The sequence below is a fragment of the Streptomyces sp. NBC_00775 genome, from assembly GCF_036347135.1.
GTDB classification, from domain to species: Bacteria; Actinomycetota; Actinomycetes; order Streptomycetales; family Streptomycetaceae; genus Streptomyces; species Streptomyces lutosisoli.
Window position 1 is genome coordinate 7,735,007 of record NZ_CP108938.1, and the last position, 24,974, is coordinate 7,759,980.

A 24,974-nucleotide genomic window follows, 5' to 3' on the forward strand; every position below is an offset into this window, starting at 1 on the left:
GCGGCTCAAAACGCACCCCATGAACTGGTCAAGCGCGAGTCAAGAGTCCCCGTCTCGGAGTGATCAGGGCGGCACCGGTCCTGGGGTGCGGGAACACCTCCACAGGCTGCCGATAGACATCGCTCAGCAAGTCGCCGGTGAACACGTCGCCCGGCGAACGGTCGGCCGCGACACGACCGGCGCACAGAATCGCCACCCGGCGCGCGTACGCGCTCGCGAGCCCCAGATCGTGCAGCACGACGACCACCGCGTCCCCGGCGCGCGCCCTTTCCCGGCACACAGGCAGCACCAACTCCTGGTGTCTGAGGTCGAGTGCGGCGGTCGGTTCGTCGAGCAGCAGCAGCGGGGCGCGCTGGGCGAGCACCCGGGCGAGCGCGACCCGGGCCCGCTCCCCACCGCTGAGCGCGGAGAAGGGGCGGGCCGCGAACCCGGTGACCTCCGTGGCCGCCATGGCCTGCGCGACGGCCGCGTCGTCGTCCTCCCGGCCTGTGCCCGCCCAGGGCGCGCGGCCCATCCGTACGACCTCCTCGACCGTGAACGGAAAGGAGAGGGTCGCGGACTGGGGCAGCACGGCCCGGCGCGGGGCGAGTTCGGGCGCCGTCCAGTCCGCCACGGGGCGCCCGGGGGCGCGTAGCGGTCGGGCCCACCCGGTCGTAGCAGTCGGGCTCACCCAGTAATCGAGTGGGCCCGAGGTCGCCCGTCCCCGACACTCTTCTCCATGAAGAGGGAACTGTTGGGGGCGGGCGGCCTCGTGCTGGGGGTGACCGGTCGCCCCGGTCCGCCGCCGTTGCGGTTCGAGTCGGCGGACGGGGGCCGGCTGCTGCTCCGCCAGGGCGGGCACCCGCTGCTTCTCGGCCGGATCGACCGCGGACCCGAGGGCAACCTCTCCTACGAGGGCCTCTTCGTGCACCGCCTCGACGGCTACCGCTCCCCGCTGCCGCCCATCCGCTCGGCCCTGACGCGGTCCGCGGGCAACTGGGCGCACCGGTATGCCGGTTGGCTGGAGGAGTCGGCGGACGGCCCGCTGCACGACGGGCGCTGGCTGCTGAGCGAGGCGCGGACGTTCCCGCCGTACGTCTGGTCCGGCGACTTCCCGCGCGACTGGCCCGCCTGCTACCTCGACTGGTGCGCGGGCGGCTGGCAGGGCGTCGTCCCGCTGCGCGAGCTCTCACCGCCCGACGCGCCCCGCGTGAAGGCGTACCGCAAGCACGCGCGCGACGGCACGCCGGCTCCCGTACTCCTGTGGTGGGTCTCATCCCTCGACGGCTGGCTGATCCTGGACGGCCACGACCGGGCCGTGGCGGCGTTGGCGGAGGGCCGGGACCCCGTGTGCGTGGTGTTGGCCCGTGCGCCGGACGAGGATGTCTGGCGGCGCACGGCGGACGAGGTGACCGCGGGGCACGAGCAGCGGATGGAGCGGCTGCGCGCTCGCTCGGGACCCGGCGTGGAGCGCGAGCGGGCCACCATGGAACGCGCGTACGGCGACGTCGTGTCCTCGCTGCCGTACGAGCACGGTCTCACCCGCTCCTGGCCGCTGCCCGGCGGTCCCGCGGCTTGGGACGACCTCGCGGCGCGGGTGATGTTTGAATGCCGGAGTGACTGACTACGACGTGCTGCGGGTCTTCTGTGGACCCGGCGGCGGGTATGGCAATGAGCTCGGTGTCGTGCGGGAGGGCTCCGTGATGCCCGAGCGCGAGGAACGGCAGATGTTCGCCGCGAAACTCGGGTTCAGCGAGACCGTGTTCGTCGACGACCCCGAGCGTGGGGTCATCGACATCTACACGCCCACGCTGCGGTTGCCGTTCGCCGGGCATCCGTGTGTCGGGGTGGGGTGGCTGCTCGACGTACCCGAACTGGTCACGCCTGCCGGGGTGGTGGGGGTGCGGCTGGACGGGGAGTTCAGCTGGATCGAGGCGCGGGCGGAGTGGGCGCCGGCGTGTACGTTGCGGCGGTACGGGTCCGGTGCCGAGGTCGATGCGCTGGCTGTTCCCGAGCCTGGCGAGCGCAGCGAGATGGGGGTCCCCCCGGACGGAGTCTGGGGGAGGATTTATGCCTGGGCCTGGGAGGACGAGGCCGCGGGGCGGGTGCGGGCTCGGGCGTTTCCCGGGCGGGGCGACGGGATCGATGAGGACGAGGCTACGGGGGCGGCGGCGCTGCTTCTTACGCATCAGCTGGGGCGGGCGCTGAACATTGTGCAGGGGATGGGGTCGCAGATCCTTACCGCGCCGCAGCCGGGGGGTTGGGTCGAGGTGGGGGGCCGGGTACACCTGGAGCGCTGAGGGTGCCTTTTTCGCCCCCGCCGCCCCTACCCGTCCCATCCCGTTCCTGGGGCTCCGCCCCAGACCCCGTGGGTGGTTCGTCGGCTGCGGGCCGGTGGGGGTTGCTCGCGCAGTTCCCCGCGCCCCTTCGGCGGGGCTTCGCCCCGATCCCCCGCCCCTTAAGGGGCGCGGGGAACTGCGCAATCTTTTGGACCAGCCCACACCCACCCGCAGCCGACGTACAAACCCCCGACTGCCCCGAGCCGGCAGGCCTACGCGGTCAAGGGGAACTCTTCCCCCAGGGCCACGAAGACCGCCGTGTTGAGGGCGAACGCGCGCTTGCACTCGGTGATGATGCGCTGCTTCTCCAGGTCGTCGGCGAGGACCCCGTCCAGCAGTTCGCGGTAACCCCGCTTGAACGCCGCGGGGTTGGTGATGCCCTCGAAGACGTAGAAGCGGACGCCGTCGCCCTTGCGGGGGAAGCCCCAGGTCTGCTCCGCCTTGCCGCGGATGATCTGGCCGCCGGAGAGGTCGCCGAGGTAGCGGGTGTAGTGGTGGGCGACATAACCGCCGGGCCACTCGCGGGCGCACTCGGCCACGCGGTCGGCGTACGCCCGGGTCGCGGGCAGCGCGGTGAGCGTCGCGCGCCAGTCGGGGCCCCGGAGATGGGCCAGGTCGCGCTCAAGGGCGGTGCGGCGCAGCAACTCGGGCTGTATGAAGGGCCCGGCCACTGGATCGGCCGCCAGACGCTCGACGTCCGCCTCCAACGCCTCGTACACGAACCACAGTTGCTCGGTGTACCGCGCGTACGCCTCGACGCCGAGCCGGCCGCCGAGCAGGTCGCTCATGAACGTCGACGTCTCCGCCTCCACGTGCTGCTCGTGCGACGCGGTGCGAATGAGCGTCGAGAAGGTGGCGCTCGACGTGTCCGTCGCGTTCATGAGGCCTCCGGAGCCGAAGAGGAGGGGACGAGATCCAGCCCACCTTCTATGGTTAGGCTTACCTAAGTCAATGACTTCCCGACGTCCTGTCGGTAAAACGGTACCCCGATTCCCGATCAAGCTCACATGAGAAAGCCCGCCCTGTGGACAGGGCGGGCTCGGGGACAGTCTGAAGCGGGGTTACGGCAGGGTCAGGATCTCCGCGCCACTGTCGGTGACGACCAGCGTGTGCTCGAACTGAGCCGTCCGCTTCCGGTCCTTCGTCACGACGGTCCACCCGTCGTCCCACATGTCGTACTCGTGCGTACCGAGCGTGAGCATCGGCTCGATCGTGAAGGTCATCCCGGGCTGGATGGCGGTCGTCGCGTGCGGGCTGTCGTAGTGGGGAACGATCAGCCCGGAGTGGAAGGAGGAGTTGATCCCGTGACCGGTGAAGTCGCGCACCACCCCGTACCCGAACCGCTTCGCGTACGACTCGATGACGCGCCCGATGATGTTGATCTGGCGGCCCGGCTTGACGGCCTTGATGGCACGGTTGAGGGACTCCCGGGTCCGCTCCACCAGCAGCCTCGACTCGTCGTCGGCGTCCCCGACCAGGTACGTGGCGTTGTTGTCGCCGTGCACACCGCCGATGTACGCCGTCACGTCGAGGTTGATGATGTCGCCGTCCCGCAGGACAGTGGAGTCCGGGATGCCGTGGCAGATGACCTCGTTGACGGAGGTGCACAGCGACTTGGGGAAACCGCGGTAGCCGAGGGTCGAGGGGTAGGCGCCGTGGTCGCACATGTAGTCGTGCGCCACCCGGTCCAGCTCGTCCGTCGTCACACCCGGCGCGATGAGCTTCGCCGCCTCGGCCATCGCCTGCGCGGCGATCCGCCCGGCGATCCGCATCGCCTCGATCGTCTCGGGCGTCTGCACCTCCGCTCCGGTGTACGGCGTGGGGGCGGGCTTGCCCACGTACTCGGGACGCCGGATGTTTCCCGGGACGGGACGGGTGGGAGAGAGCTCCCCTGGTACGAGCAGCGACTGGCCAGACATGCCAGCGAGTCTAACCAGCGGGCATGGGGGACCATGTCCCTGGCGAAAGGAGCCGTTCATGGCCCTCTTCAAGAAGCGGACCGTCGGCAAGCCGGGCGAGTGGTACTACTGCCTGGAGCACAAGAAGGTCGAGGAAGGCCCCGAGTGCCCGGGCAAGGACCGCTTCGGCCCGTACGCCTCCCGCGAGGAGGCGACACGCGCGATGCAGACCGCGCAGGAGCGGAACCTCGAGTGGGAGACGGACCCGAAGTGGCATGACGCGCCGTCGCCGGACGCGGACGACGACTGAACGGCCCCACTGCCCGGCGGCCGCCGACGGCGCCCGGCCCCCACGGGAGACCTGTGCCTGTCAGGCGACCGTCACGGGCGGTGCGGCTGGAAAGCAGGTCGGGCGTGCCCCCACCGGCCCGTCACGTGACCGTCTCCCGCGTCACCCGCGCGGAGCGCATCCGCACCGCATGCTCGTTCGTCCGCACGTCATACGCCATCAGCTTCGGGAGAAACGCGGCCAGGACCCCCACCGCACCCACGCAGATCAACCCCCCTGACCAGATCGACGTCCGCACACTGGTCCACGCCGCCATCCCTCCGGCACGGGCCTGCCCGAGCGTGGGCCCCACGGAGTAGGACAGCAACTCGATCCCGGCGAGCCGCCCCCGCAGCTCGTCCGGGATCGTCTGGTCCCAGATGGCGCCCCGGAAGATCCCGCTCACCATGTCGCAGCAGCCGCCGAGGGTGAGAAACAGCAACACCAGCCACACGCTGTGCACAGCCCCCGCGGCCGCCATCGCGAGCCCCCAGCACGCCGCGGCCAGGGCGACCATCCGCCCATGCCGGTGGATGCGCGAGGTCCACCCGCTGGTGAGGCTCACGAGCAGCGCCCCGGCCGGGACCGACGCGTACATCAGCCCCAGCGACCACTCCGCGTCGAGCTCGTCCGCGAGGAACGGCAGCAGCGCGAGCGGCATCGCGAAGAACATCGCCGCGAGGTCGATCACGTACGTACCGAGGAGCTCCTTGCGGCTCCACGCGTACCGCGCGCCCTGCGCGATGGACCGCAGCGACGGCTTCGCGGCCTCGTGTGCGGCGGGCGACGCGGCGATGCCCAGGCCCAGCGCCACCGACACGACGAAGGTCGCCAGGTCCACGGCGTACGCGCAGCCGAGCCCGGCGTACGCCACGACAACGCCCGCGAGCGCCGGGCCCGCGACGCCGCCCACCGTCCAGCGCAGCGAGTTGAGCGAGGCGGCGGCCGGCAGGTGCTCGTGCGCCACGATCCGCGGGGTGAGCGAGTCCAGCGCCGGCCGCTGGATCGCGCCGAGCGCGGCGGACAGCCCGGCGACCGCGTACAACGGCCACACCGCCGGGTGCGGCAGCAGCGCGTTGACGAGCAGTCCCGCGCACAGCACCCCCTGCCCGGCCTCCGTGTAGACGATCAGCTTCCGCTTGTCCAGGGCGTCGGCGAGCGCCCCGCCGTACAACCCGAACACCACCAGCGGCACCAATTCCACGGCCCCGATGGCTCCCACCGCCACCGCCGACCCCGTCAGCACCTTCATCTGCACCGGCAGCGCCACGAACGTCAGAAAACTCCCGAAGTTGGTGATCAGCCCGGCCACCCACAGCCGCCGAAAGTCGGCGGAGGCCCGCCAGGGGGCCAGATCGGGCAGCAGCGAACGGAGCCGGGAGGAGGAGCTCATGACCGGCCATGGTCAGGGCGAGCCGTGGGCGAGGGCAACTGCTTTTCGAGGGTGCGCCGCAGGCAGGTGGCTGGGAAGAATCCGCCGCGCCCTACCACCGCGCCGACGGCGGAGCCGTCAGCTGATCAGCCAGCCGTGACAGCCGGTCCCGTAGACGCCGCTTCCCCCGCGGATGCGGCACCGCGTTCTCACCGGCCGCCGCACTCACCAGATGCTGCACGGTATCGAGGTCCAGCTCAGCACCGGCCGGCAGGACGAGCGACTCATGGGCCAGCGCCGGCAGCTCACCGCCCCCCGCGGACGACGCGGACGACGTGGACGACGCGGACACCGCGAGCACCGTCGCCCCGGCCCGCCGGGCGTCGTGCACCCGCTCCAGCAGCCCCGCCCCGGCCGAGCCGGGCGACACCACAAGCAACGTTTCGCCACGCCGGGCCGCCTCGATACGTCCGAGCCCCACCGCCAAGTGGGCCGGATCAGACGCCCGCGCCCCGTGCCGCACCAACGTCGGCGACAGCTCCGGCGTCCCCGACCACGCCGCCTCGTCCACCAGATGCGCCGCGAGATGCCACGGCTCGTACTCCTCCGTGCCGACCAGCAGCAACCCGCCGCCGTACGACACCACGGACCCGCGCAGCACCCCGGCGAACCGCCGCGTGGCCCCCAACCACTCGGTCCCGGCGAGCACTTCGCGCAGCAACGCCACCCGTACGGCATCCATACGAACGCATCCTGCCGCAACCGGCCACTCGTGACCCGGAGTTCACCACGAATTCGTCCAAGCTGGGCAGAGGAACCGATCACCGGTCACACGCGCCCCATCCATCGGAATCCACAGGAATCCATCGGAAGCAACCACCAGGAGCCCCCATGGCAGAAGCGAGCACCCCCTTCCGCGCCGGCCGCGAAGGCTACGCCAGCTTCCGGATCCCCGCCGTCGTCGTCACGCAGACCGGCACGCTCCTCGCGTTCTGCGAGGGCAGGGTCGGCTCCGCGCAGGACCACGGCAACATCGACATCGTGCTGAAGCGGTCGTCGGACGGCGGCCTCACCTGGGGCCCGCTCCAGGCCGTCGCCAAGAACGGCGACAACCTCGCGGGCAACCCGGCACCCGTTGTCCTCGACACCGGACGCGTCCTCCTCGTACACGTGCGTGCCGCGGCCGGCGCGAGCGAGGACGCCCTGCTGCGCGGCAAGGTGAAGGCGGCCGACGGGCGCCGCGTCTGGGTGCAGCACAGCGACGACGACGGGCTCACCTGGTCGAGCCCGAAGGAGATCACCGCGCAGGTGAAGAAGGCGAGTTGGCGGTGGTACGCCACCACGCCCGGGCACGCCGTCCAGCTGACCTCCGGCCGGGTCGTCGTCCCCGGCAACCACACCCTCCCGCCCACCGGGACGGACAACGGCACCGAGCCGAAGTACAACAGCGGCCACTGCCTGCTCAGCGACGACCGCGGCGAGACCTGGTACCTCGGCTACCTCGACGAGAACACCAACGGCTACATCAACGTGAACGAGACGACGGCGGCCGAACTCCCGGACGGGCGCGTCTACTTCAGCACCCGCAACGATTCGGCCTCCCCCGGCAACCGCGCCGACGCCCACTCCCTCGACGGCGGCAGGAGCCTGGTCAAACCCTTCCGCCCGCAGGCCGGGCTCGTCACCCCCGTCGTCCAGGGCAGCCTCCTCCAGCTCCGCGACCCCGACCTGCTCCTGTACTCGGGCCCCGCCGATCCCGCCTTCCGCGCCCTGATGACCGTGCGCGCCAGCCCGGACGCCGGCACCACCTGGCGTACCGCGTACACGCTGGACGGGCTGCCCGCCGCGTACTCCGATCTCGTACGCGTCGACGCCACGACCGTCGGCCTTCTCTACGAGACTGGCGACTTCGGCGCGTACGAGACGATCACCTTCCGTCGTATCCCCGTGACCGCCCTCACCTGAGGCCCACAGCCGCGATCGGCGCACGTAAAGTCGGCCCATGACCTCTACTGACAGTGCCTCTACCGACCGTGCACAGAAGGCCCCCGCCAAGGACCCGTGGGACCTTCCCGACGTGTCCGGGCTCGTCGTCGGCGTGCTCGGCGGTACCGGCCCCCAGGGCAAGGGCCTCGCCTACCGGCTCGCCAAGGCCGGCCAGAAGGTGATCATCGGCTCGCGCGCCGCGGACCGCGCGCAGAGCGCGGCCGACGAGCTCGGCCTCGGCGTCGAGGGCGCCGACAACGCCGAGTGCGCGCGGCGCAGCGACATCGTGATCGTCGCCGTACCGTGGGACGGGCACGGCAAGACCCTCGAATCGCTGCGTGAGGAACTGGCCGGCAAGCTCGTCGTCGACTGCGTCAACCCGCTCGGCTTCGACAAGCAGGGCGCGTACGCGCTGAAGCCCGAGGAGGGCAGCGCCGCCGAACAGGCCGCCGCCCTGCTGCCGGACTCGCGGGTCACGGCCGCCTTCCACCACCTGTCGGCGGTTCTGCTCCAGGACCCGGAGATCGACGAGATCGACACGGACGTCATGGTCCTCGGCGAGGAGCGGGCCGATGTCGAGGTCGTGCAGGCGCTGGCCGGCCGCATCCCCGGCATGCGCGGTGTCTTCTCCGGCCGGCTGCGCAACGCCCACCAGGTGGAGTCGCTGGTCGCGAACCTGATCTCCGTGAACCGCCGCTACAAGGCGCACGCGGGGCTGCGGGTCACCGACGTGTGAGTCGGTCGAGTCGATGGGGGACACTGGTCGGCGCAAGCCTGCAGTGTCCCCGCGACAGGAGCCGACCCCATGCCCCGCCTTTCCGTTCTCGCCCTCTTCGCGTGCGTGCTCGCCACGGCCGCCGCGGTCATCTCCTTCCTCCAGGGCAGCTGGATCGGGATCGTGTGGGTGCTGGTCGTGGGGGTGTCGTCCAACATGAGCTGGTACTACCTGCGCCGCGAGCGGGCGGCCCGCAGGTCCGTCACTGACTGACGGAGCAGTACTCGTTGGTGCCCTGCCAGAAGCGGTAGAACTCCTGGCCGCAGTACGTGTCGAGGTTGCTGATGCCGAGGCTGCGCAGGATCGAGTCGATCATGTCGAAGAACTGGACGTTGACCGACGGCACCCACAGCAGCGCGAACACGAACAGCAGGCCGAACGGCGCGAACGGCTCCACCTGACGCTTGATGTTGTACGACAGCCACGGCTCGATCACGCCGTAGCCGTCCAGGCCCGGCACCGGCAGGAAGTTCAGGAGCGCGGCCGTGACCTGGAGCAGCGCGAGGAACGCCAGCGCGAACCGGAAGTCCCGCGGCACCCCGTCCAGCGCGTGCAGCCAGAACGGGGCCGTGCAGACCACCGCGAACAGCACGTTCGTCAGCGGGCCCGCCGCCGAGATCAGGCTGTGCTTCCAGCGGCCCTGGATGCGGCCCCGCTCGATGAAGACCGCGCCGCCCGGCAGACCGATCCCGCCCATGATCACGAAGATCACCGGCAGCACGATGCTCAGCAGCGCATGCGTGTACTTCAGCGGGTTCAGGGTCAGATAGCCCTTCGCGCCGATCGAGATGTCGCCGCTGTGCAGGGCGGTGCGCGCGTGCGCGTACTCGTGCAGACAGAGGGAGACGATCCACGCGGCCGTGACGAAGAGGAACACGGCCACGCCGGGCTGCTCGGCGAAACCGGTCCAGGTCGCCCAGCCGGTCACCGCCGTGACGGCCACGATCCCGACGAAGACGGGACTGATCCTCCGGTCACTGCGACGGGACGCGGCGGTGGTCATGGGGCTCCCTGGACTGGCTGGACTGATACGCATGTGCTCGGGCCTGCCCGACCGTACCGGGCTCACGCGGAAAACGTCTCGCCATCGGGCATTGGTTCCGGGGAGGGTGGGGGGATGGGGCGATGGTGGGTCTTCTACGAGGACTGGCAGATGGAGTGCTGTGGCACACCGTTCTCGGCGGGGGAGGAAGTGACCTGGCCTCTGGTGCTGGACTACGCGGAGGACCTGCTCGGCGGTGGCTGGTCCGAGCAACTCGGCAGGATCTCGGCGCCGGCGGAGTGGGTACGTGACGGGGACGGGGGCGGGGTGATCCAGACGGTGCGGGCGGACGACGGGCTCGTCGCGGCGTTGCACGGTGACCCCGTGGACGAGTCAGGCCCGGCTCCCGACCGGTGGGTCCGTCGGGTCGGTCTGCTCACCGTCGAGCGGCACCGAGGCCGGTGGCCCGAGACCACGGGCCGCGTCCTCGCGATCGCCCTGGTGCACCAGGGATTCGTCGAGACGGGCCCGGACTCGCGCGAGTACTTCCCCGACCCGCGGGACCGCTTCCTGGAACCCGTCACGAGCTGCCCGTCGCGGTTCGGCGGCGAATACGACGACATCCGTACGGAGACGGGGGCGCGCCGTCACCGCCGTCATGCCGGCGTCCTGGTCGAGCTCCACCTGCCGGACCCTCGCACCTGAAGCCACCAGAGACAATGGACCCCGTGCTCTACCGCATTCTCGGCACCACCCAGGCACTCCGCCCCGACGGCACGCCCGTCCCGATCGGCGGGGCGCGGCTGCGCGCCCTGCTGACCGTGCTCGCGCTGCGGCCCGGACGGACCGTCCCCGCGGCCGTCCTGGTCGACGAGGTGTGGGACGGCGACCCGCCCGCCGACGCGCCCGGCGCGCTGCAGGCCCTGGTCGGGCGGCTGCGCAGGGCGATCGGGCCGGACGCGGTGGAGTCGGTGGACGGCGGATACCGGCTCGCCGCGCTCGCCGACGCCGTCGACCTGCACCGTTTCGAGCGGCTCGCGGGGGAGGGCACCCGTGCGCTCGCCGACGGCGACCCCGCGAAGGCGGCCGCGGTCCTCGACGACGCCCTCACCCTGTGGCACGGCCCGGTCCTCGCCGACCTCCCGGACCGCACTGCCGAGTCGGCCCGCTGGGAGACGCGTCGCCTCGATGTCCGCCGCGCCCGCCTCACCGCGGCCCTGGCACTCGGCCACGCCGAACAGACCCTGCCCGAGCTCACCGCCCTGTGCGACCTCCACCCCCTGGACGAGCCCCTCCACGCCCTCCGCCTCCGCGCCCTCCGCGCCGCCGGCCGCCCCGCCGAGGCCCTCGCCGCCTACGAGTCCGTACGCGAGCTCCTGGCCGACCGCCTGGGCTCGAACCCCGGTCCCGAACTCCGCTCCCTGCACAGGGAGTTGCTGACCCCGGCGGACGGATCGCCCGTCGTGGGACACGGTCGGGGGCCGTACGACGGCACGGGCGCCGGGAACACGGCCGCGCACCGCTCGGGTCCGGACGGTTCCGGCGCCGGGACCGCCGAGTCCCGCGACGCGGCCAACGCCGTGGGGCTCGCGGAGGATGGCCGGGGACCGGACGGGTCCGGCCCGCTCATCGCCGGGCCGGGCGACCCGTATCCCGTGGGAGGAGCCGCGGCGTCTCCCGCAGGCGGTGCCTCGGCCGGAGCGGTCGGCCGGGACGGAGTCGATGGGCAGGCCGTCGTGCAGCCCGGCGCCCCCACCGCTGCCGCAGGCACCCGTGTCTCCGCCGTCCCCGCCCTCGGCTCCGCCGCCCTCTCCCGCACCCGCACCCGCCCCACATCGGCAGCGGCACCGGCACCCCAAGGCAACCTCCGCGCCCGCCTCACCTCCTTCGTCGGCCGTGAAGCCGACATCGAGGCCATCCGGGGTGATCTCGCGGCGGCCCGGCTCGTGACGCTGCTCGGGCCCGGTGGGGCCGGGAAGACGCGGCTGTCGCAGGAGGCGGCCGAGGCCGTGGCGGATGCGGCGCGGGACGGGGTGTGGCTGGCCGAGCTCGCGCCGGTGGACGATCCGAAGGCGGTGCCCGAGGCGGTGCTCACCGCTGTCGGTGCGCGGGAGACCGTGCTGCGCGGTGCCGGCGCCGAGGAGATGCGGGCCGTCGCCGACCGGCACGACGACGCGCTCACCCGGCTCGCCGAGCACTGTGCCAAGCGGCGCATGCTGATCATCCTCGACAACTGCGAGCATGTCGTGGACGCCGCCGCCCGCCTCGTCGAGGAGTTGCTGGAGCGGTGCCCGGGGCTGACGGTGCTGGCCACCAGTCGTGAACCCCTCGGCGTACCGGGGGAGTTGCTGCGTCCCGTGGAGCCGCTGCCGGAACCCGTCGCGCTGCGGCTGCTCGCCGACCGCGGGGCCGCGGCGCGGCCCGGCTTCCGGCTCGACGCCGACGGCGAGACCGCCGCGGCGGCGGCCGAGATCTGCCGGCGGCTCGACGGTCTGCCGCTCGCCATCGAACTCGCCGCGGCCCGGCTGCGGATGCTGACCCCACGGCAGATCGCCGACCGGCTCGACGACCGGTTCCGTCTGCTGACCTCCGGCAGCCGCACCGTCCTGCCGCGGCAGCAGACGCTGCGCGCCGTCGTCGACTGGTCCTGGGACCTGCTCGACGAGGGCGAACGGGACGCGCTGCGGCGGCTGTCCGTCTTCGCGGGCGGCTGTGACCTCGCCGCTGCCGAAGAGGTCTGCGGGCCCGACGCGCTGGAAGTGCTCGGCTCGCTCGTCGACAAGTCCCTTGTCGTGGCGGCGCCTTCGGGCGAGGGCGAGATGCGCTACCGGCTCCTGGAGACCGTCTCCGAGTACGCCGGCGAGCGCCTCGACGAGTCCGGTGACCGCGCCGCCGCCGAGCGCGCCCATCTCACGTACTACCGCGAACTCGCCCGCACCACCGACCCCGCCCTGCGCGGCCCCGGGCAGGGCGCCGCGATCGCGCTCCTCGAACGCGAGTACGAGAATCTGCGCACCGCCCTGCGGCACGCCGTCGACGAGCGCGACGAGCAGGAGGCGCTCTGCCTCGTCCTCTCGCTGTCCTGGTACTGGCAGATCCGCGACCAGCGCCTCGACATCCGCCACTGGTCCCGCGAGGTCATGGCCCTCGGCCCCGACCCCTTCGCACCGCCCCTGCGCCCGGCCACCCCGCTGTACGAGAGCTGTACGGCCGCCCCACCGCCGATGCGCCCGGAGGTCCTCGAAGAGGCCTGGCGCGGGGTGCACCTCGTCCATCTGGCCTGCATGGACATGGACATCGACGCCTGGCAGACCCCACAGGCCAAGGAGAAACTGCGCGCCATCAGCGCGACGTACACGCCCGGCCTCCCGCAGACCTGCCGCAGCCCCGGCATCCTCTGGTTCTACGCCGTCATGCTCACCGGTGACATGAACCAGGTGCGCACCCTCATCGACGAGACGGTCGCCGCCTGCCGCGAGCTCGGCCTCGCCTGGGAACTGGCCGTCGTCCTCCAGATGCGCGCCAACGTCCGCGCCAACCGGGCCGACATGGCGGGCGACGCGACCCGTGACGCCGACGAGGCGCTGGAGTTGTTCGCCCGCCTCGGCGACGCCTGGGGCGCCGCCGAGGCGCTCTCCGCGCGCGGCGAGGCCCATGAGCGCAAGGGCGACTACCGGGCCGCCGCCGCGGACTACGCGGAGGCGGGCACGTATGCCGAGCGGCTGGGCGCCCACTCCCAGATGGCGGTGCTCAACTGCCGGCTCGGCAGCATGTACATCGAGTTGGGGGAGACCGAGCGGGGCGAGCGGCTGCTGCGCGAGGTACTGGCGGAGGGCCACGGAGCCCTCAACGAGGCCATGCCCGCGGCCCGGCTCTTCCTCGCGACGTGGCTCGGCCGCAGCGACCGGGTCCCGGAGGCGCGCGAGCAGATGCGGCTGCTGCGCCAGGACTTCGCGGCGAGCTCCTTCATGGTCTTCGACGGCTTCATGATCGGCGTGGAAGGCTGGCTGGACGCCGTGGAAGGGCACTACGCGAGCGCCCTGGACAAGGCGCGGAAGGCGATGGCCCGCTCCATGGACCCGCTGGCACGGATGATCGCGCCGCACATGACCTCCGCGCATCTGACCGTCGCCGCCATCGCGCTGACCAGCCTGGACGGCGGCCGCCGCGCCCGTGACGCGGCCCGACTCCTCGGCGCCGCCGACCGCTTGCTGCCGCCGGGCCACTTCGCGGGCGCGATGGAGGCCGAGGTGCGCCGGCAGGCCGAGGCGGACGTGCGGGCCGTACTCGACGACGCGACGTACGAGGCCGCGTACGCCGAGGGCGACGGGCTCTCCGAGGAGGAGGCCGCCGCCCTCATCTGACGCGGACCGGGGGCATGGCGATGACCGGATGGCCGGATGACCATGGGCTTGTCGCCGAACGTCAGTTCTTGGTGCGGAACTTGTGGATCGCGATCGGCGCCATCACGGCCGTGAGCGCCGCCGTCCAGGCGAGCGTCACCCACAGGTCGTGCGCGACCGGGCCGCCCACCATCAGGCCACGCGCGGTGTCCGCGAGCGAGGAGAGCGGGTTGTAGTCGGTGAAGGTCTGCAGCCAGCCGGGCATGGTCCCGGTCGGCGAGAAGATCGACGAACCGAACTGCAGGGGGAACAGCACCAGGAAGCCCATCGCCTGCACGGACTGGGCGTTCTTCATCGTCACACCGAGGACCAGGAAGATCCACATCAGGGCCGAGGCGAAGAGGGTGGCGAGCCCCACGGAGGCGAACAGGCCCGGCCAGTTGGTGATGTCGAAGCCGACCAGCACACCGACGACGAGGAGGATCGTCGTCGCGACGACCATGCGCATCAGCTCCACCACGATCTTGGCGAAGAGCACGGAGCCCTGGCCGATCGGCAGAGTGCGGAAGCGGTCCATCACCCCCTTGTGGAAGTCTTCGTTGAAGCCGGTGCCGACGGCTGTCGCCATGTTCATGGTCGTCATCGCCATCAGACCGGGCACCACGTACTGCACATACGCGTCCTGGCCACCGCCCAGCGACTGCCCGATGGAGCCGCCAAAGACGTACACGAACAGCAGGGTGAAGATCACCGGCATCAGGACGGCGTCGAACATCGACTCCGGGTCCTGACGGATCCACAGCAGATTGCGGCGGACGAGCGCGCCGATGTGGCGCGCGTGCGCGCGGGGCGAGATACGGGAGTCGCCCTGGGCGGCGAGGGGGGCTTCGACAACGGCGGTACTCATGCGGAGACCTCCTCGTAGGCGCGGGCGGTGGAGTCCTGCGGTGCGGTGGCCATATGGCCGGTGAGGGACAGGAACACCTCGTCCAGACTGGGCAGTTCGGTGTTGATGGAGGCGATCGTGATCCCGCGCGCGGTGACCGCGCCGACCACGGCGGTCAGCTGTTCGTCGCTGAGAACCGGGACCAGCACGCTGCCGGTCTCGGTGTCCACGGCCGTCGTGGCGAGACCGGTGAGGCCCAGCTCGTCGAGCATGTTGGCCAGCGGGCGCAGCTCCAGCGGGTCCAGCGGGCGCACGCGCAGCGTACGGCCGCCGACCCGCGCCTTCAGCTCGTCGACGCGGCCGCTCGCGATGACCTTGCCGCGGTCGATGACCGTCAGCTCGGAGGCCAGCTGCTCGGCCTCCTCCATGTACTGGGTGGTGAGCAGCACGGTGGCGCCGTCGGCGACCATGCGCTTGACCTCGTGCCACACCTCGTTGCGGGTGCGCGGGTCGAGGCCCGTCGTCGGCTCGTCCAGATACAGGACGCTCGGGTTGCCGATCATCGAAGCGGCGAGGTCGAGCCGGCGGCGCATACCACCGGAGTACGTCGACGCCGGGCGCTTGGCCGCCTCGGTGAGCGAGAAACGCTCCAGGAGCTCGTCGGCACGCCTGCGGGCGTCCTTGCGGGACAGGTCGAGCAGCCGCCCGATCATGTAGAGGTTCTCCCAGCCCGGGAGCTTCTCGTCGACCGAGGCGTACTGGCCGGTGAGCCCTATCACCCGGCGCAGCTGCCGGGGCTGCTTCAGCACGTCGTAGCCGGCGACCGTCGCGTGGCCGGAGTCCGGGGTGATGAGGGTGGACAGGACACGGACGAGGGTGGTCTTGCCGGCGCCGTTGGGACCCAGCACACCAAGGACGGTGCCTTCGTGCACGTCCAGATCCACACCGTCCAGCGCCTTGGTCTCGCCGTAGTGCTTGACCAGCCCCCGTACGGTGACGGCGCTGCGGCCGGCGCCCTCGTGTCGGGACTTGTTGTCGATTCGCGTCATGACCAACAAGGTGCCAGCCGCCACCGACAAACCACCGACAGACCGCCTACAGCCGCCGACATCGCACCGACAGGGCCGCCGGCAGCTCGCCGGCGTCCGCCCGTACGTCATCGGCGGCCCGGCGTTCTCGCAGGTCAGCCCGGCTGTACGAGCGGCAGCTCCGGGTCGGCCGACCACTCCTCCAGGGAGCCGTCGTACAGCGTGATGTCCTCGCGTCCCAGCAGCGTGAGCGCGAGGGCGGCACCGGCGGCGGAGATCCCGCCGCCGCAGTACAGGACGACCGGTGAGGCGCTCTCGTCGAGCACCGCGCCCACCCGGGCGGCCAGTTCGTCGCGCGGCAGGAACCGCCCGGCGTCGTCGAGCAGCCCCCGCCCGGGGAGGCTGAGACTGCCCGGGATGTGCCCGCGCCGCGAGTATCGGGTGGGCGCGCTTCCGTCGAAGCCGGGGGTGGGCAGCGCGCACACGAGGGTGCCGGGACGCTCACCGCGCCGGACGGCGTCCACCTCGGTAAGGGTGGCCCAGGCGTGGGGGAGGGGGACCGGGGTGAGGGTGTTCACTGTGGAAGCCCCTGGAGCCCCTGGAACCTCTGGAGCGGGCTCCATCTCTCCGGTGACAACCGGCCGCCCGGCTGCCTCCCAGGCCTCAAGACCTCCGTCAAGTACCGCCGCCCGTACGGAGATCGACCGCAGCATCCACCACAGCCGGGCCGCCCAGATGCCGCCGCCGCTGTCGTAGGCGACGACCTCGGTGCCGTCGTGCACGCCGAGGCGCCCGAGCGCGGCGGCCAGCGCCTCGGGGGCCGGGACCGCGAAGTGGTACGGCGCCGTGTGGTCCGAGAGGTCGCACGTGAGGTCCGCGTGGCGGGAGCCCGGGATGTGCCCCTCGGCCCACCGGTCGTGGCCGCTGCCGGAGCGGTAGTCGCCGTCGTGGCGGGGCGACGGAAGCAGCGCGGTGGCGTCGAGGACGACCAGCCGGGGATCGTCGAGGCGGGCCGCGAGCCACGCGTCGTCGACCAGGGGACCGGGGAGCAGGGCGTCGTTCATGGCGGGGATGCTAACCCGGAGGCCTGTACGGGCGGCGTGCCTGAGCTGGTGCGTCTCGCCTGTCGGTCAGAGGCGTCCCACATGTCGGGCGCCGCTTGCACAGGATCGGCTGCCTGGGGTTATGGTTTCGGCCATCTACGCGGGAGCCCCTACCCGGTTGGGCTGAGAGGGCGTCTGGGACCGGCGTCGGCATGTGCCGAACGGTCCCCATGGGAACGCCGACCGCATCACTTGAGCCCCCTGTGGGCTGCCCGCGTAGGAGTACCGCATGTCCGCAGCAGTCGAGCAGCAGTGTCCCCCGGCGAACGCCGCGGCGGCCCGCTCCTGTTGCTGACCGGAACGGTCCCCTCTCTCTCCTTCCTGTCTCTTCCCACCAGGCCCGCACGCCTGAGTGCCGTATGCGGAGTACCTTCATGTCGCACGTCCGAGTCATGCTCGACTATTTCCACCCATGGCCGAATTCGGCTGGTCTGTACGTCGCCCGGGACCGCGGCTGGTACCGCGAGGCCGGCCTGGACGTGGAACTGGCCGTCCAGGATCCGGGACGCGGCGACACCCTGGAGTACCTGGCCCGCGGCGAGGTGGACCTCGGTCTCTTCCCGCCCAACCGCCTGCTGGCCCGGCGCGCCGCCGACGCCCAGCCGCTGCTGGCCGTCGCCGCCGTCAACCACCGTGCCCTGGAGGCCATCCAGACCGCCCGCTCCACCGGCATCACCCGCCCCCGCGACCTGGCGGGCCGCCGCCTCGCCTACAACCCCACCCCCCGGGGCCGCGCCATGGTCCGCCACCTCGTGGCGGCGGACGGCGGCGACCCGGACGCGGTGATCACCGTCGACGCGGGCTACCGCGAACTCACCGTCGACGACATCGCCGCCGGCGAGGCCGACGCCACCTTCGGCAACTACTGGTCCTGGGACGCCCTCCGGGGTGACCTCCCCGAGGAGCAGCGGCTGACCTGGCCGGTCGACGAGATCGGCGCCCCCGGCTATCACAGCTACCTCCTCGGCACGAGCGAGGCCTTCGCCGCCGCCCGGCCCGACGTGGTGCGCGCCTTCCTGGCCGCCACCGCCCGCGGCTACACGGCCGCCGCGGCCGAACAGGCCTCCACCCGCGCCCTGCTGGAGCGCGTGATCCCCTACTTCTCCCGCCCCCTGATCGCCCGCTCGCTCGCCCTGGTCGCCCCGACCTGGACCGACGCCGACGGCCGCTGGGGCGTGATCGACGAGACCCGGACGGGCCCGTACGCCCACTGGCTCGCCCGGCACGGCGCCATCGCGCACGCCCGCGACTGGGAGTCGTCGTACACGAACGACCTGCTCGAAGCCTCACCGGCAGTGGACGCCAAGTGACCTGCCAGGCAATAGATCTGACGAAGCGTATGGCCGTCGACCTCATGCGGGTCAGCAGCGCGCTGTGTCGGGCGTGAGGACAACCATCACGCCCTGACAAGCGCCGCGCCCCCTCCGAGGATCCCCATGAGAACCCGTACGACCGCCCTGCTCTCCATAGCCACCGCCGCCGCCCTCACCGCGACCGCGACCGGCTGCGCCTCCCAGGACTCCACCTCTGCCGCGTCGAAGAACGGCACCACCCAGGTCACCCTCGCCCTGGACTGGACGCCCAACACCAACCACACCGGCATCTACGTTGCCCAGCAGAAGGGCTGGTTCAAGGACGCCGGTATCGACCTGAAGATCGTGCCGTACGGCTCGACCGCCCCCGAGACGCTGGTCGCGAACCACAAAGCGGACTTCGGGATCTCGTACCAGGAGGGCGTGACGACCGCCCGCGCCGCCGGGCAGGACATCACCTCCGTCTACGCCGTCACGCAGAAGACGAACGTCACCGTCTCCGTGCGCGCCGACCGCGACGACATCACCTCCCCCAAGGACCTCGACGGCAAGACGTACGCCGGGTTCGGCGCCCCCTACGAGAAGGCGCTGCTCCAGAAGGTCATCCAGGAGGACGGCGGCAAGGGCGACTTCAAGCAGATCACGCTCAACACCTCGGCGTACGCGGCCCTTTACGCGGGCAAGGCCGACTTCGCGATGCCGATGCCGACCTGGGAGGGCCTGGAGGCCAAGCTCACGGGCAAGCCGCTCAAGGACTTCCCGCTCGCCGACTACGGCTTCCCGGCCATCTACTCGACGCTGATCGCCTCCTCCGGGCAGTACCTGAAGCAGAACCCCGAGATCGCGAAGAAGTTCCTCGCCGTCGTAGACAAGGGGTACGAGTACGCCGCCGACCACCCGGACCAGGCCGCCGGCCTGCTGATCGCGGCCAACAAGAGCACGCTCACCAACACCGAACTGGTCAAGGAGAGCGAGCAGTTGCTCGCCAAGGAGTACTACCGCGCCGCCGACGGCGGCATCGGCACCCAGAGCGCCGAGCGGTGGCAGGCCTTCGCCGACTTCGAGTACAAGTCCGGGCTGCTGGTGGACCAGAACGGCAAGAAGCTCACCAAGGCCCCCGACACCTCGACGTTCTTCACCGACGCCTATCTCCCGGACGCCGAGGACACCAAGTGAGAGCGGCACTGCGGGCCGTCTGGCCGCCCCTCCTCGTCCTGACCGTCCTCGTCGGCGGCTGGCAGGCGTACGTCACCGCCGCCGGCGTCGACCCGACGGTGCTGCCCAGCCCCGGCCGCGTCCTGTCCGAGGGCTGGACGAACCGTACCGACCTGTGGGACCAGACGCTGCCCACCCTCCAGGAGACCCTGCTCGGCTTCGCGCTCTCCTTCGCCGCCGCCTGGTTGGTGGCCGTGGTCCTGGACTTCTCGGCCGCGGCCCGCCGGGGCCTGTACCCGCTCCTGGTGGCCTCGCAGACCATCCCGATCGTGGCCGTGGCCCCCCTGCTGATCATCTGGTTCGGCTTCGGGCTGCTCCCGAAGATGCTGGTCGTGACCCTGACGACCTTCTTCCCACTCGCCGCGAACCTCGCGGCGGGCTTCGCCGCCACCGACCGCGACGCGATGCGGCTGCTGCGCTCCCTGGGCACCGGCCGCATCCGCGCCTTCCGGCTGGTCCGTGTGCCCAGCGCGCTGCCCCACTTCTTCACCGGGCTGCGCGTCAGTATCACGTACGCCGTCGTGGGCGCCGTGTTCGCCGAGTACGCGGGCGCCGAGAAGGGCCTCGGCATCTATATGCAGGCGCAGAAGAGCGCGTTCCGCACGGACCTCGTCTTCGCGGCGGTCGCGGTGACCGCCCTGCTGAGCATCGCCCTGTTCGGGGCGACCTGTCTGCTGCAACGGCTCGTCCTGCCGTGGGAGCGGGCACTGGAGAAGGAGGGCCGGTCATGAGTCTGCGCGTACGGGGCGCCGGGAAGACGTTCGGATCGCTCGAAGTGCTGCGCGACCTCGAACTCACCGTGGAACCCGGCGAGTTCGCCGCCGTCATCGGCCCGAGCGGCAGCGGCAAGAGCACCCTGTTCAATCTGATCTCCGGCCTGGACACGCCCACCTCGGGCGAGATCCTCGTCGACTCCGCCCCGGCATCCGTGGCCTCCGGCAAGGTCGCCTACATGCCGCAGAAGGACCTCCTCTTCCCCTGGCGCACGGTGCTCGACAACACGGCGCTGGGCCTTGAGGCGCAGGGCGTACGGAAGAAGGAGGCGCGGCGCCGGGCGGGCGAACTCTTCGAGGCCTTCGGACTCGACGGCTTCCAGTCCTCCTACCCCTTCCAGCTCAGCGGCGGTATGCGGCAGCGCGCCGCCCTGCTGCGCACCGTCGTCCTGGAGCGGCCGGTGCTGCTGCTCGACGAACCGTTCGGCGCGCTCGACTCGCTCACCCGCACCGAGATGCAGCTGTGGCTCGCCGACATGTGGCAGCGCTACCGCTGGACCGTCGTCCTGGTCACCCACGACATCCGCGAGGCCGTCCTGCTCGCCGACACCGTGCACGTCCTCTCACCCCGCCCGGCCACCGTCGTCGAACACGTCGAGGTACCCCGCTCCGGCCCCCGCGGCCTGGACGCCCTCGCCGCACCCGAGTTCGCGGCGACGGAACGGCTCCTGCTGGACGCGCTCAGCGGCCGGACGGCAGCGGCGGCGAAGGCGGTGACCGCATGAGTACCCTCCTCGCCCACGGCATGGGCACCGACCCCGTCGCCCCCGACTGGCCGCCGCTCACCGAGGCCGAGGTCGAGGCCGTCGTCGGCCCCGCCCACGTGCTCTGGCGCAGCCCCCGCCCGCTCTCCGCCGCCGCCCTCGTCGACCGCGACGGACGGCGCCTCTTCGTGAAACGGCACCACAGCACCGTACGCACCCTGGAAGGCCTGGCCGAGGAGCACGCCTTCCTGCGCCATCTGCGCGAGCGGGGCGCACCGGTCGTCGAGGTGCTGTCCGCCGAGGCGCGCGGGGAGTGGGTGTACGAGGTCCACACCGCCGGAACCGGCACGGACCTGTACCGGGACGCGCTGTCCTGGTCGCCCTTCGTCTCCGCACGGCACGCCCGGGCCGCCGGGGCCGCCCTCGCCCAACTGCACCTGGCCGCCGAGGGGTTCGACGCCCCGCGCCGCCGCCCGCAGCCCCTCGTGTCGTCCTTCACGGTGTTCGCGGCGGTGGACCCGGAGGCGGCGCTGGAGTCCTATGCGGCCGGGCGCCCGCCCCTCGCGGCCGCGTTGGCGCGCAGACCCTGGCGACAGGACCTGCGGGAGGTCCATCTCCCCTTCTACGAACGCCTGTTGCCCTACCTCGGCCGCCTCGCCCCGCTGTGGACGCACAACGACTGGCACGCCTCGAACCTGCTGTGGGACACGGCGTCCGGCGAGGTCTCCACGATCCTGGACTTCGGCCTCAGCGACCGCACGACCGCCGTCCACGACCTGGCCACCGCCATCGAGCGCAACACCGTGCAGTGGCTCGACCCGGCCCGCCCGGTCCGCTTCGAGGACGTGGACGCGCTCCTCGACGGCTACACCTCCGTACGCCCGCTGACCTCCGCCGAGTCGGCCGCCCTGCCCGAGCTGCTCCCCCTCGTCCACGCCGAGTTCGCGCTCTCCGAGATGGGCTACTTCCACGGGGTGACGCGGTCCGCCACGAACACGGCACTGGCGTACGAGTACTTCGTGGAGCACGCGCGGTGGTTCGCGGGGGAGGACGGGGCGCTGCTGCTGAAGCGGGTGCGGGAGCGCGCGTAAACGGCAGCAGCCCGTCGACGGGGGAAGTTCGACGGGCTGCCTCGGTGCCGCAGTGGCTCGGTGGGCCTCAGGCCCCTAGTGGACGGAGTGCTCCTCAAGGGGGAACGTTCCGCCGACGACGTCCTCGGCGAACGCCTTCGCCGCGTCGCCCATGACCTGACGCAGATCGGCGTACTTCTTCACGAACTTCGGCACCTTGCCGCCGGTCAGCCCGAGCATGTCGGTCCAGACGAGGACCTGCGCGTCGGTCTCGGGACCGGCGCCGATGCCGACGGTCGGGATGTGCAGGGAGCGGGTGACCTCGGCGGCCAGCTCCGCCGGGACCAGCTCCAGGACGACCGCGAAGGCGCCCGCGTCCTGGACCGCCTTGGCGTCCCGCAGCAGCTTGTGCGCGGCCTCGTCGCCACGGCCCTGCACCCGGTAGCCCATGGCGTTCACGGACTGCGGGGTCAGGCCGATGTGCGCCATGACCGGGATGCCGGACTCGACCAGCAGCTCGATCTGGCGGTGCGAGCGCTCGCCGCCCTCCAGCTTCACCGCGCCGACGCCGGCCTCCTTGACGAGGCGGGTGGCCGAGCGCAGCGCCTGGACCGGGCCCTCCTGGTACGACCCGAAGGGCAGGTCGCCGACGATCAGCGCACGGCTGGTGCCCCGTACGACCGCGGCGGACAGCATCGTCATCTCGTCGAGGGTGACGGGCACGGTCGTCTCGTAGCCCAGGTGGCAGTTGCCCGCCGAGTCGCCGACGAGCATGACCGGGATGCCGGCCTCGTCGAAGACGGACGCGGTCATGGCGTCGTACGCGGTGAGCATGGGCCACTTCTCGCCGCGCTCCTTGGCGGCGGCGAGGTCGCGCACCGTGATACGGCGGGTGCTCTTGCCTCCGTACAGCGCCTTGCTGCTGTCGGTGGTCTTGAGGGCACCTTCCGCAGGCTGCTTCTGGGCAGCCGAAAGCTGCGTCATCGCAACGGCTCCTTCTGTCATCTCGAGGCGCCCTGACGGCGTCCCCGGATCACCTCCATGGTGGCACCTCGTGCCACGCTCGGCTAGACCGGGGCGAGTGAGCCGGATCCCGCTCCCGGGCCACCCGGCCGGAGTCCCGGTTCCATGGGCCTAGGTCTCTTCCCGAATGGCCTAGGTCTCTTTGTAAGTTCTCCGTAAAGCATTTCCGATACGAGACGGTGCCGTATCGAAACTCGCTAGGGTGTGCGTCATGACGACTTCCGTTCCTCCCGCCGATCGGCGTGTGCCCGAGGCGGTGCACCGGCGCCGCTGGGCGATCCTCGGCGTGCTCATGCTCAGCCTGCTGATCGTGGTGCTCGACAACTCCATCCTGAACGTCGCGATCAAGACCATTTCCACCCCGGCACCCACCGGCCTGGGCGCCACCCAGAGCGAGCTGGAGTGGGCCATCAACGCCTACACCCTCGTCTTCGCCGGACTGCTGTTCACCGCGGGCCTGCTCGGCGACCGGCTCGGCCGCAAGAAGGTGCTGCTCGCCGGTCTCGCCGTCTTCGGCATCGGGTCGGCGCTGGCCGCGGAGTCCGGCTCGCCGGTCCAGCTCATCGTGTTCCGCGCGGTGATGGGCCTCGGCGCCGCCTTTGTGATGCCCGCCACCCTCGCCGTCCTGATGAACGTCTTCGAGCGCGACGAGCAGCCCAAGGCCATCGGCATCTGGGCCGGCGGCGTCGGCCTCGCCATCGCGATCGGCCCGATCACCGGCGGCATCCTCCTCGACCACTTCTGGTGGGGCTCGGTCTTCCTGATCAACGTGCCGATCGTGCTGCTCGCGCTCGTCCTGATGTTCTGGCTGGTCCCCGACTCCCGTGACCCGAACCCGGGCCGCGTCGACGCGGTCGGCGTCGTCCTGTCGGTCATCGGTCTCGTCCTGCTCGTCTACGGCATCATCAAGGGCGGCCAGCTGGCCGACTTCACCGATGTGAAGGTCCTCGCGACCATCGCGGCCGGACTTGTCGTCCTCGCCGGGTTCGTCGTGTTCGAGAAGCGCAGCGACCACCCGTCCATCGACGTCACGTACTTCAAGAACAAGGTCTTCTCGGCCGCGATCGCCGCCATCGCGCTCGTCTTCTTCGCGCTGATGGGCGTGACCTTCTTCTCCGTCTTCTACACCCAGAGCGTGCGGGGCTACTCGCCGCTGCAGACCGGCCTGTTGATGCTGCCGCTCGCCGCGGCCCAGATCATCTTCGCGCCGCGCGCCCGGCTCGTCGTCGACCGCTTCGGCAACAGGGCCACCTGCACGGCGGGCCTGCTGATCATCGCCGCGATGCTGGCCGCGTTCGCCGTGCTGGACACGGACACACCGATCTGGCTCCTCGAAGTCATCTTCTTCCTGATGGGCACCGGTATGGCGCACATCATGACCCCGACCAGTGTCGTGATAATGCAGGCCCTGCCGCGCGAGAAGGCGGGTTCGGCGTCCGCGCTCAGCAACACCTTCCGCCAGGTCGGCGGCGCCCTCGGCATCGCGGTCCTCGGCTCCGTGCTCTCCACGGCCTACCGCAGCGGCATCGAGGACAAGCTCTCCTCCGTCCCGGCCGGCCTGCGCCACACCGCGGGCGAGTCCATCGAGGCCACCCTCGGCGTCGCCGCCAAGCTCGGCCCCCAGGGCAAGGCCCTCGTCGGTCCCGCCAACGACGCCTTCCTGCACGCCATGCACGTCACCGCCCTGTGCGGTGCGGGTGTCGCGCTGGTCGGCGCGGTCGTCGTGGCCGTCTTCCTGCCGGGCCGGACACCGGACGCCCAGGAGGGCAAGGAAGAGGCCGATCTGGTTCCGGTGGCGGAGCACTGACGGGTCGTACGGAGCGTTCGGGGCTGTGGGCACCCGGCACCGGGTGCCCA

At 71.5% G+C, this 24,974-nt stretch carries 23 protein-coding genes and 1 pseudogene; 14 read left to right on the forward strand and 10 right to left on the reverse strand.

Features of this window, described 5'->3' with window-relative positions:
* Positions 1-28: 28 nt before the first annotated feature.
* A pseudogene (locus tag OIC96_RS34375) lies at positions 29-634 on the reverse strand (ATP-binding cassette domain-containing protein); the annotation flags it as partial.
* An 84-nt stretch (positions 635-718) separates the two neighbouring features.
* Between OIC96_RS34375 and OIC96_RS34380 the strand changes: the two are divergent.
* Together OIC96_RS34380 and OIC96_RS34385 are read left to right on the forward strand one after the other, a co-directional pair.
* Positions 719-1,603: a hypothetical protein gene (locus OIC96_RS34380; RefSeq protein WP_330304118.1), complete on the forward strand. Its 885-nt coding sequence runs from the start codon at positions 719-721 to the stop codon at positions 1,601-1,603.
* Positions 1,596-2,279, forward strand: a complete 684-nt coding sequence (locus OIC96_RS34385; protein ID WP_330304117.1) for a PhzF family phenazine biosynthesis protein — start codon at positions 1,596-1,598, stop codon at positions 2,277-2,279. The genes OIC96_RS34380 and OIC96_RS34385 overlap by 8 nt, the downstream gene beginning before the upstream one ends.
* 251 nt (positions 2,280-2,530) lie before the next feature.
* Here OIC96_RS34385 and OIC96_RS34390 read toward each other — a convergent pair whose 3' ends face one another.
* Together OIC96_RS34390 and map are read right to left on the reverse strand one after the other, a co-directional pair.
* Positions 2,531-3,199 (reverse strand): biliverdin-producing heme oxygenase, encoded by a 669-nt coding sequence (locus OIC96_RS34390; protein WP_330304116.1) that lies wholly within the window; start codon positions 3,197-3,199, stop codon positions 2,531-2,533.
* Between the two features lie 180 nt (positions 3,200-3,379).
* Positions 3,380-4,237: a type I methionyl aminopeptidase gene (gene map, locus OIC96_RS34395; protein WP_330304115.1), complete on the reverse strand. Its 858-nt coding sequence runs from the start codon at positions 4,235-4,237 to the stop codon at positions 3,380-3,382.
* 58 nt (positions 4,238-4,295) lie between these two features.
* On the opposite strand from map, the gene OIC96_RS34400 reads away from it, so the two are divergent.
* Positions 4,296-4,526 (forward strand): hypothetical protein, encoded by a 231-nt coding sequence (locus tag OIC96_RS34400; protein WP_330304114.1) that lies wholly within the window; start codon positions 4,296-4,298, stop codon positions 4,524-4,526.
* A 121-nt stretch (positions 4,527-4,647) separates the two neighbouring features.
* On the opposite strand, the gene OIC96_RS34405 is transcribed toward OIC96_RS34400, so the two are convergent.
* Positions 4,648-5,937, reverse strand: a complete 1,290-nt coding sequence (locus OIC96_RS34405; protein WP_330304113.1) for an MFS transporter — start codon at positions 5,935-5,937, stop codon at positions 4,648-4,650.
* A gap of 91 nt (positions 5,938-6,028) precedes the next feature.
* Positions 6,029-6,658 (reverse strand): hypothetical protein, encoded by a 630-nt coding sequence (locus OIC96_RS34410; RefSeq protein WP_330304112.1) that lies wholly within the window; start codon positions 6,656-6,658, stop codon positions 6,029-6,031.
* A 149-nt stretch (positions 6,659-6,807) separates the two neighbouring features.
* Between OIC96_RS34410 and OIC96_RS34415 the strand changes: the two genes are divergently transcribed.
* The 3 genes from OIC96_RS34415 (at position 6,808) to OIC96_RS34425 (ending at position 8,890) form a co-directional block, all read left to right on the forward strand.
* The gene (locus tag OIC96_RS34415) at positions 6,808-7,881 is read left to right on the forward strand and encodes a sialidase family protein (protein ID WP_330304111.1); all 1,074 of its coding nucleotides are present in this window, start codon (positions 6,808-6,810) and stop codon (positions 7,879-7,881) included.
* 37 nt (positions 7,882-7,918) lie between these two features.
* The gene (gene npdG, locus OIC96_RS34420) at positions 7,919-8,638 is read left to right on the forward strand and encodes an NADPH-dependent F420 reductase (protein ID WP_330304110.1); all 720 of its coding nucleotides are present in this window, start codon (positions 7,919-7,921) and stop codon (positions 8,636-8,638) included.
* Positions 8,639-8,707: 69 nt separating this feature from the next.
* Positions 8,708-8,890, forward strand: coding sequence for a hypothetical protein (locus OIC96_RS34425; protein WP_330304109.1), 183 nt, complete (start codon positions 8,708-8,710; stop codon positions 8,888-8,890).
* Here the strand turns inward: OIC96_RS34425 and OIC96_RS34430 are convergent.
* Complete coding sequence (locus OIC96_RS34430; protein WP_330304108.1) at positions 8,880-9,680, reverse strand: site-2 protease family protein; 801 nt, start codon at positions 9,678-9,680, stop codon at positions 8,880-8,882. The two genes, OIC96_RS34425 and OIC96_RS34430, sit on opposite strands and share 11 nt — an antisense overlap.
* A 114-nt stretch (positions 9,681-9,794) precedes the next feature.
* Between OIC96_RS34430 and OIC96_RS34435 the strand changes: the two genes are divergently transcribed.
* On the forward strand, positions 9,795-10,364 hold the full coding sequence (locus tag OIC96_RS34435) for a DUF6578 domain-containing protein (RefSeq protein WP_330304107.1): 570 nt from the start codon (positions 9,795-9,797) through the stop codon (positions 10,362-10,364).
* A gap of 14 nt (positions 10,365-10,378) precedes the next feature.
* On the forward strand, positions 10,379-14,023 hold the full coding sequence (locus OIC96_RS34440) for an AfsR/SARP family transcriptional regulator (protein WP_330304106.1): 3,645 nt from the start codon (positions 10,379-10,381) through the stop codon (positions 14,021-14,023).
* Between the two features lie 61 nt (positions 14,024-14,084).
* Here OIC96_RS34440 and OIC96_RS34445 read toward each other — a convergent pair whose 3' ends face one another.
* The 3 genes from OIC96_RS34445 to OIC96_RS34455 form a co-directional block, all read right to left on the reverse strand.
* Complete coding sequence (locus tag OIC96_RS34445) at positions 14,085-14,909, reverse strand: ABC transporter permease (RefSeq protein ID WP_330304105.1); 825 nt, start codon at positions 14,907-14,909, stop codon at positions 14,085-14,087.
* Positions 14,906-15,937, reverse strand: coding sequence for an ATP-binding cassette domain-containing protein (locus OIC96_RS34450; RefSeq protein WP_330304104.1), 1,032 nt, complete (start codon positions 15,935-15,937; stop codon positions 14,906-14,908). The genes OIC96_RS34445 and OIC96_RS34450 overlap by 4 nt, the downstream gene beginning before the upstream one ends.
* Before the next feature lie 134 nt (positions 15,938-16,071).
* A complete protein-coding gene (locus OIC96_RS34455; RefSeq protein WP_330304103.1) occupies positions 16,072-16,980 on the reverse strand; it encodes a sulfurtransferase in 909 nt (302 codons plus the stop codon).
* 413 nt (positions 16,981-17,393) lie between these two features.
* Between OIC96_RS34455 and OIC96_RS34460 the strand changes: the two genes are divergently transcribed.
* The 5 genes from OIC96_RS34460 to OIC96_RS34480 all read left to right on the forward strand — a co-directional run bounded on the left by OIC96_RS34460 (position 17,394) and on the right by OIC96_RS34480 (position 22,115).
* Positions 17,394-18,329 carry an ABC transporter substrate-binding protein gene (locus OIC96_RS34460; RefSeq protein ID WP_330304102.1) on the forward strand — a complete coding sequence of 312 codons (936 nt, stop codon included), beginning with the start codon at positions 17,394-17,396 and terminating at the stop codon, positions 18,327-18,329.
* A 126-nt stretch (positions 18,330-18,455) separates the two neighbouring features.
* A complete protein-coding gene (locus OIC96_RS34465) occupies positions 18,456-19,508 on the forward strand; it encodes an ABC transporter substrate-binding protein (RefSeq protein ID WP_330304101.1) in 1,053 nt (350 codons plus the stop codon).
* Entirely contained in the window at positions 19,505-20,278 is a 774-nt protein-coding gene (locus OIC96_RS34470) for an ABC transporter permease (protein WP_330304100.1), read from the forward strand. Before OIC96_RS34465 ends, OIC96_RS34470 begins: the two co-directional genes overlap by 4 nt.
* Positions 20,275-21,045: an ABC transporter ATP-binding protein gene (locus OIC96_RS34475; protein ID WP_330304099.1), complete on the forward strand. Its 771-nt coding sequence runs from the start codon at positions 20,275-20,277 to the stop codon at positions 21,043-21,045. The genes OIC96_RS34470 and OIC96_RS34475 overlap by 4 nt, the downstream gene beginning before the upstream one ends.
* Positions 21,042-22,115 (forward strand): phosphotransferase enzyme family protein, encoded by a 1,074-nt coding sequence (locus tag OIC96_RS34480; protein ID WP_330304098.1) that lies wholly within the window; start codon positions 21,042-21,044, stop codon positions 22,113-22,115. Before OIC96_RS34475 ends, OIC96_RS34480 begins: the two co-directional genes overlap by 4 nt.
* 75 nt (positions 22,116-22,190) lie before the next feature.
* Here the strand turns inward: OIC96_RS34480 and panB are convergent, their stop codons facing one another.
* Positions 22,191-23,078 carry a 3-methyl-2-oxobutanoate hydroxymethyltransferase gene (gene panB / locus OIC96_RS34485; RefSeq protein WP_330304097.1) on the reverse strand — a complete coding sequence of 296 codons (888 nt, stop codon included), beginning with the start codon at positions 23,076-23,078 and terminating at the stop codon, positions 22,191-22,193.
* Between the two features lie 250 nt (positions 23,079-23,328).
* On the opposite strand from panB, the gene OIC96_RS34490 reads away from it, so the two are divergent.
* Positions 23,329-24,924 carry an MFS transporter gene (locus OIC96_RS34490; protein ID WP_330304096.1) on the forward strand — a complete coding sequence of 532 codons (1,596 nt, stop codon included), beginning with the start codon at positions 23,329-23,331 and terminating at the stop codon, positions 24,922-24,924.
* Positions 24,925-24,974: the final 50 nt, after the last annotated feature.

Excerpts from the sequence above, each read along its gene's own strand:
- OIC96_RS34460 (WP_330304102.1), top strand. The coding sequence starts at position 17,394 with ATGTCGCACGTCCGAGTCATGCTCGACTATTTCCACCCATGGCCGAAT.
- OIC96_RS34480 (WP_330304098.1), top strand. The coding sequence starts at position 21,042 with ATGAGTACCCTCCTCGCCCACGGCATGGGCACCGACCCCGTCGCCCCC.
- OIC96_RS34465 (WP_330304101.1), top strand. The coding sequence starts at position 18,456 with ATGAGAACCCGTACGACCGCCCTGCTCTCCATAGCCACCGCCGCCGCC.
- OIC96_RS34475 (WP_330304099.1), top strand. The coding sequence starts at position 20,275 with ATGAGTCTGCGCGTACGGGGCGCCGGGAAGACGTTCGGATCGCTCGAA.
- panB (WP_330304097.1), bottom strand. The coding sequence starts at position 23,078 with ATGACGCAGCTTTCGGCTGCCCAGAAGCAGCCTGCGGAAGGTGCCCTC.
- OIC96_RS34490 (WP_330304096.1), top strand. The coding sequence starts at position 23,329 with ATGACGACTTCCGTTCCTCCCGCCGATCGGCGTGTGCCCGAGGCGGTG.
- OIC96_RS34430 (WP_330304108.1), bottom strand. The coding sequence starts at position 9,680 with ATGACCACCGCCGCGTCCCGTCGCAGTGACCGGAGGATCAGTCCCGTC.
- OIC96_RS34415 (WP_330304111.1), top strand. The coding sequence starts at position 6,808 with ATGGCAGAAGCGAGCACCCCCTTCCGCGCCGGCCGCGAAGGCTACGCC.
- OIC96_RS34445 (WP_330304105.1), bottom strand. The coding sequence starts at position 14,909 with ATGAGTACCGCCGTTGTCGAAGCCCCCCTCGCCGCCCAGGGCGACTCC.
- OIC96_RS34455 (WP_330304103.1), bottom strand. The coding sequence starts at position 16,980 with ATGAACGACGCCCTGCTCCCCGGTCCCCTGGTCGACGACGCGTGGCTC.
- npdG (WP_330304110.1), top strand. The coding sequence starts at position 7,919 with ATGACCTCTACTGACAGTGCCTCTACCGACCGTGCACAGAAGGCCCCC.
- OIC96_RS34440 (WP_330304106.1), top strand. The coding sequence starts at position 10,379 with ATGGACCCCGTGCTCTACCGCATTCTCGGCACCACCCAGGCACTCCGC.
- OIC96_RS34380 (WP_330304118.1), top strand. The coding sequence starts at position 719 with ATGAAGAGGGAACTGTTGGGGGCGGGCGGCCTCGTGCTGGGGGTGACC.
- OIC96_RS34400 (WP_330304114.1), top strand. The coding sequence starts at position 4,296 with ATGGCCCTCTTCAAGAAGCGGACCGTCGGCAAGCCGGGCGAGTGGTAC.
- OIC96_RS34410 (WP_330304112.1), bottom strand. The coding sequence starts at position 6,658 with ATGGATGCCGTACGGGTGGCGTTGCTGCGCGAAGTGCTCGCCGGGACC.
- OIC96_RS34405 (WP_330304113.1), bottom strand. The coding sequence starts at position 5,937 with ATGAGCTCCTCCTCCCGGCTCCGTTCGCTGCTGCCCGATCTGGCCCCC.
- OIC96_RS34390 (WP_330304116.1), bottom strand. The coding sequence starts at position 3,199 with ATGAACGCGACGGACACGTCGAGCGCCACCTTCTCGACGCTCATTCGC.
- OIC96_RS34450 (WP_330304104.1), bottom strand. The coding sequence starts at position 15,937 with ATGACGCGAATCGACAACAAGTCCCGACACGAGGGCGCCGGCCGCAGC.
- map (WP_330304115.1), bottom strand. The coding sequence starts at position 4,237 with ATGTCTGGCCAGTCGCTGCTCGTACCAGGGGAGCTCTCTCCCACCCGT.
- OIC96_RS34425 (WP_330304109.1), top strand. The coding sequence starts at position 8,708 with ATGCCCCGCCTTTCCGTTCTCGCCCTCTTCGCGTGCGTGCTCGCCACG.
- OIC96_RS34435 (WP_330304107.1), top strand. The coding sequence starts at position 9,795 with ATGGGGCGATGGTGGGTCTTCTACGAGGACTGGCAGATGGAGTGCTGT.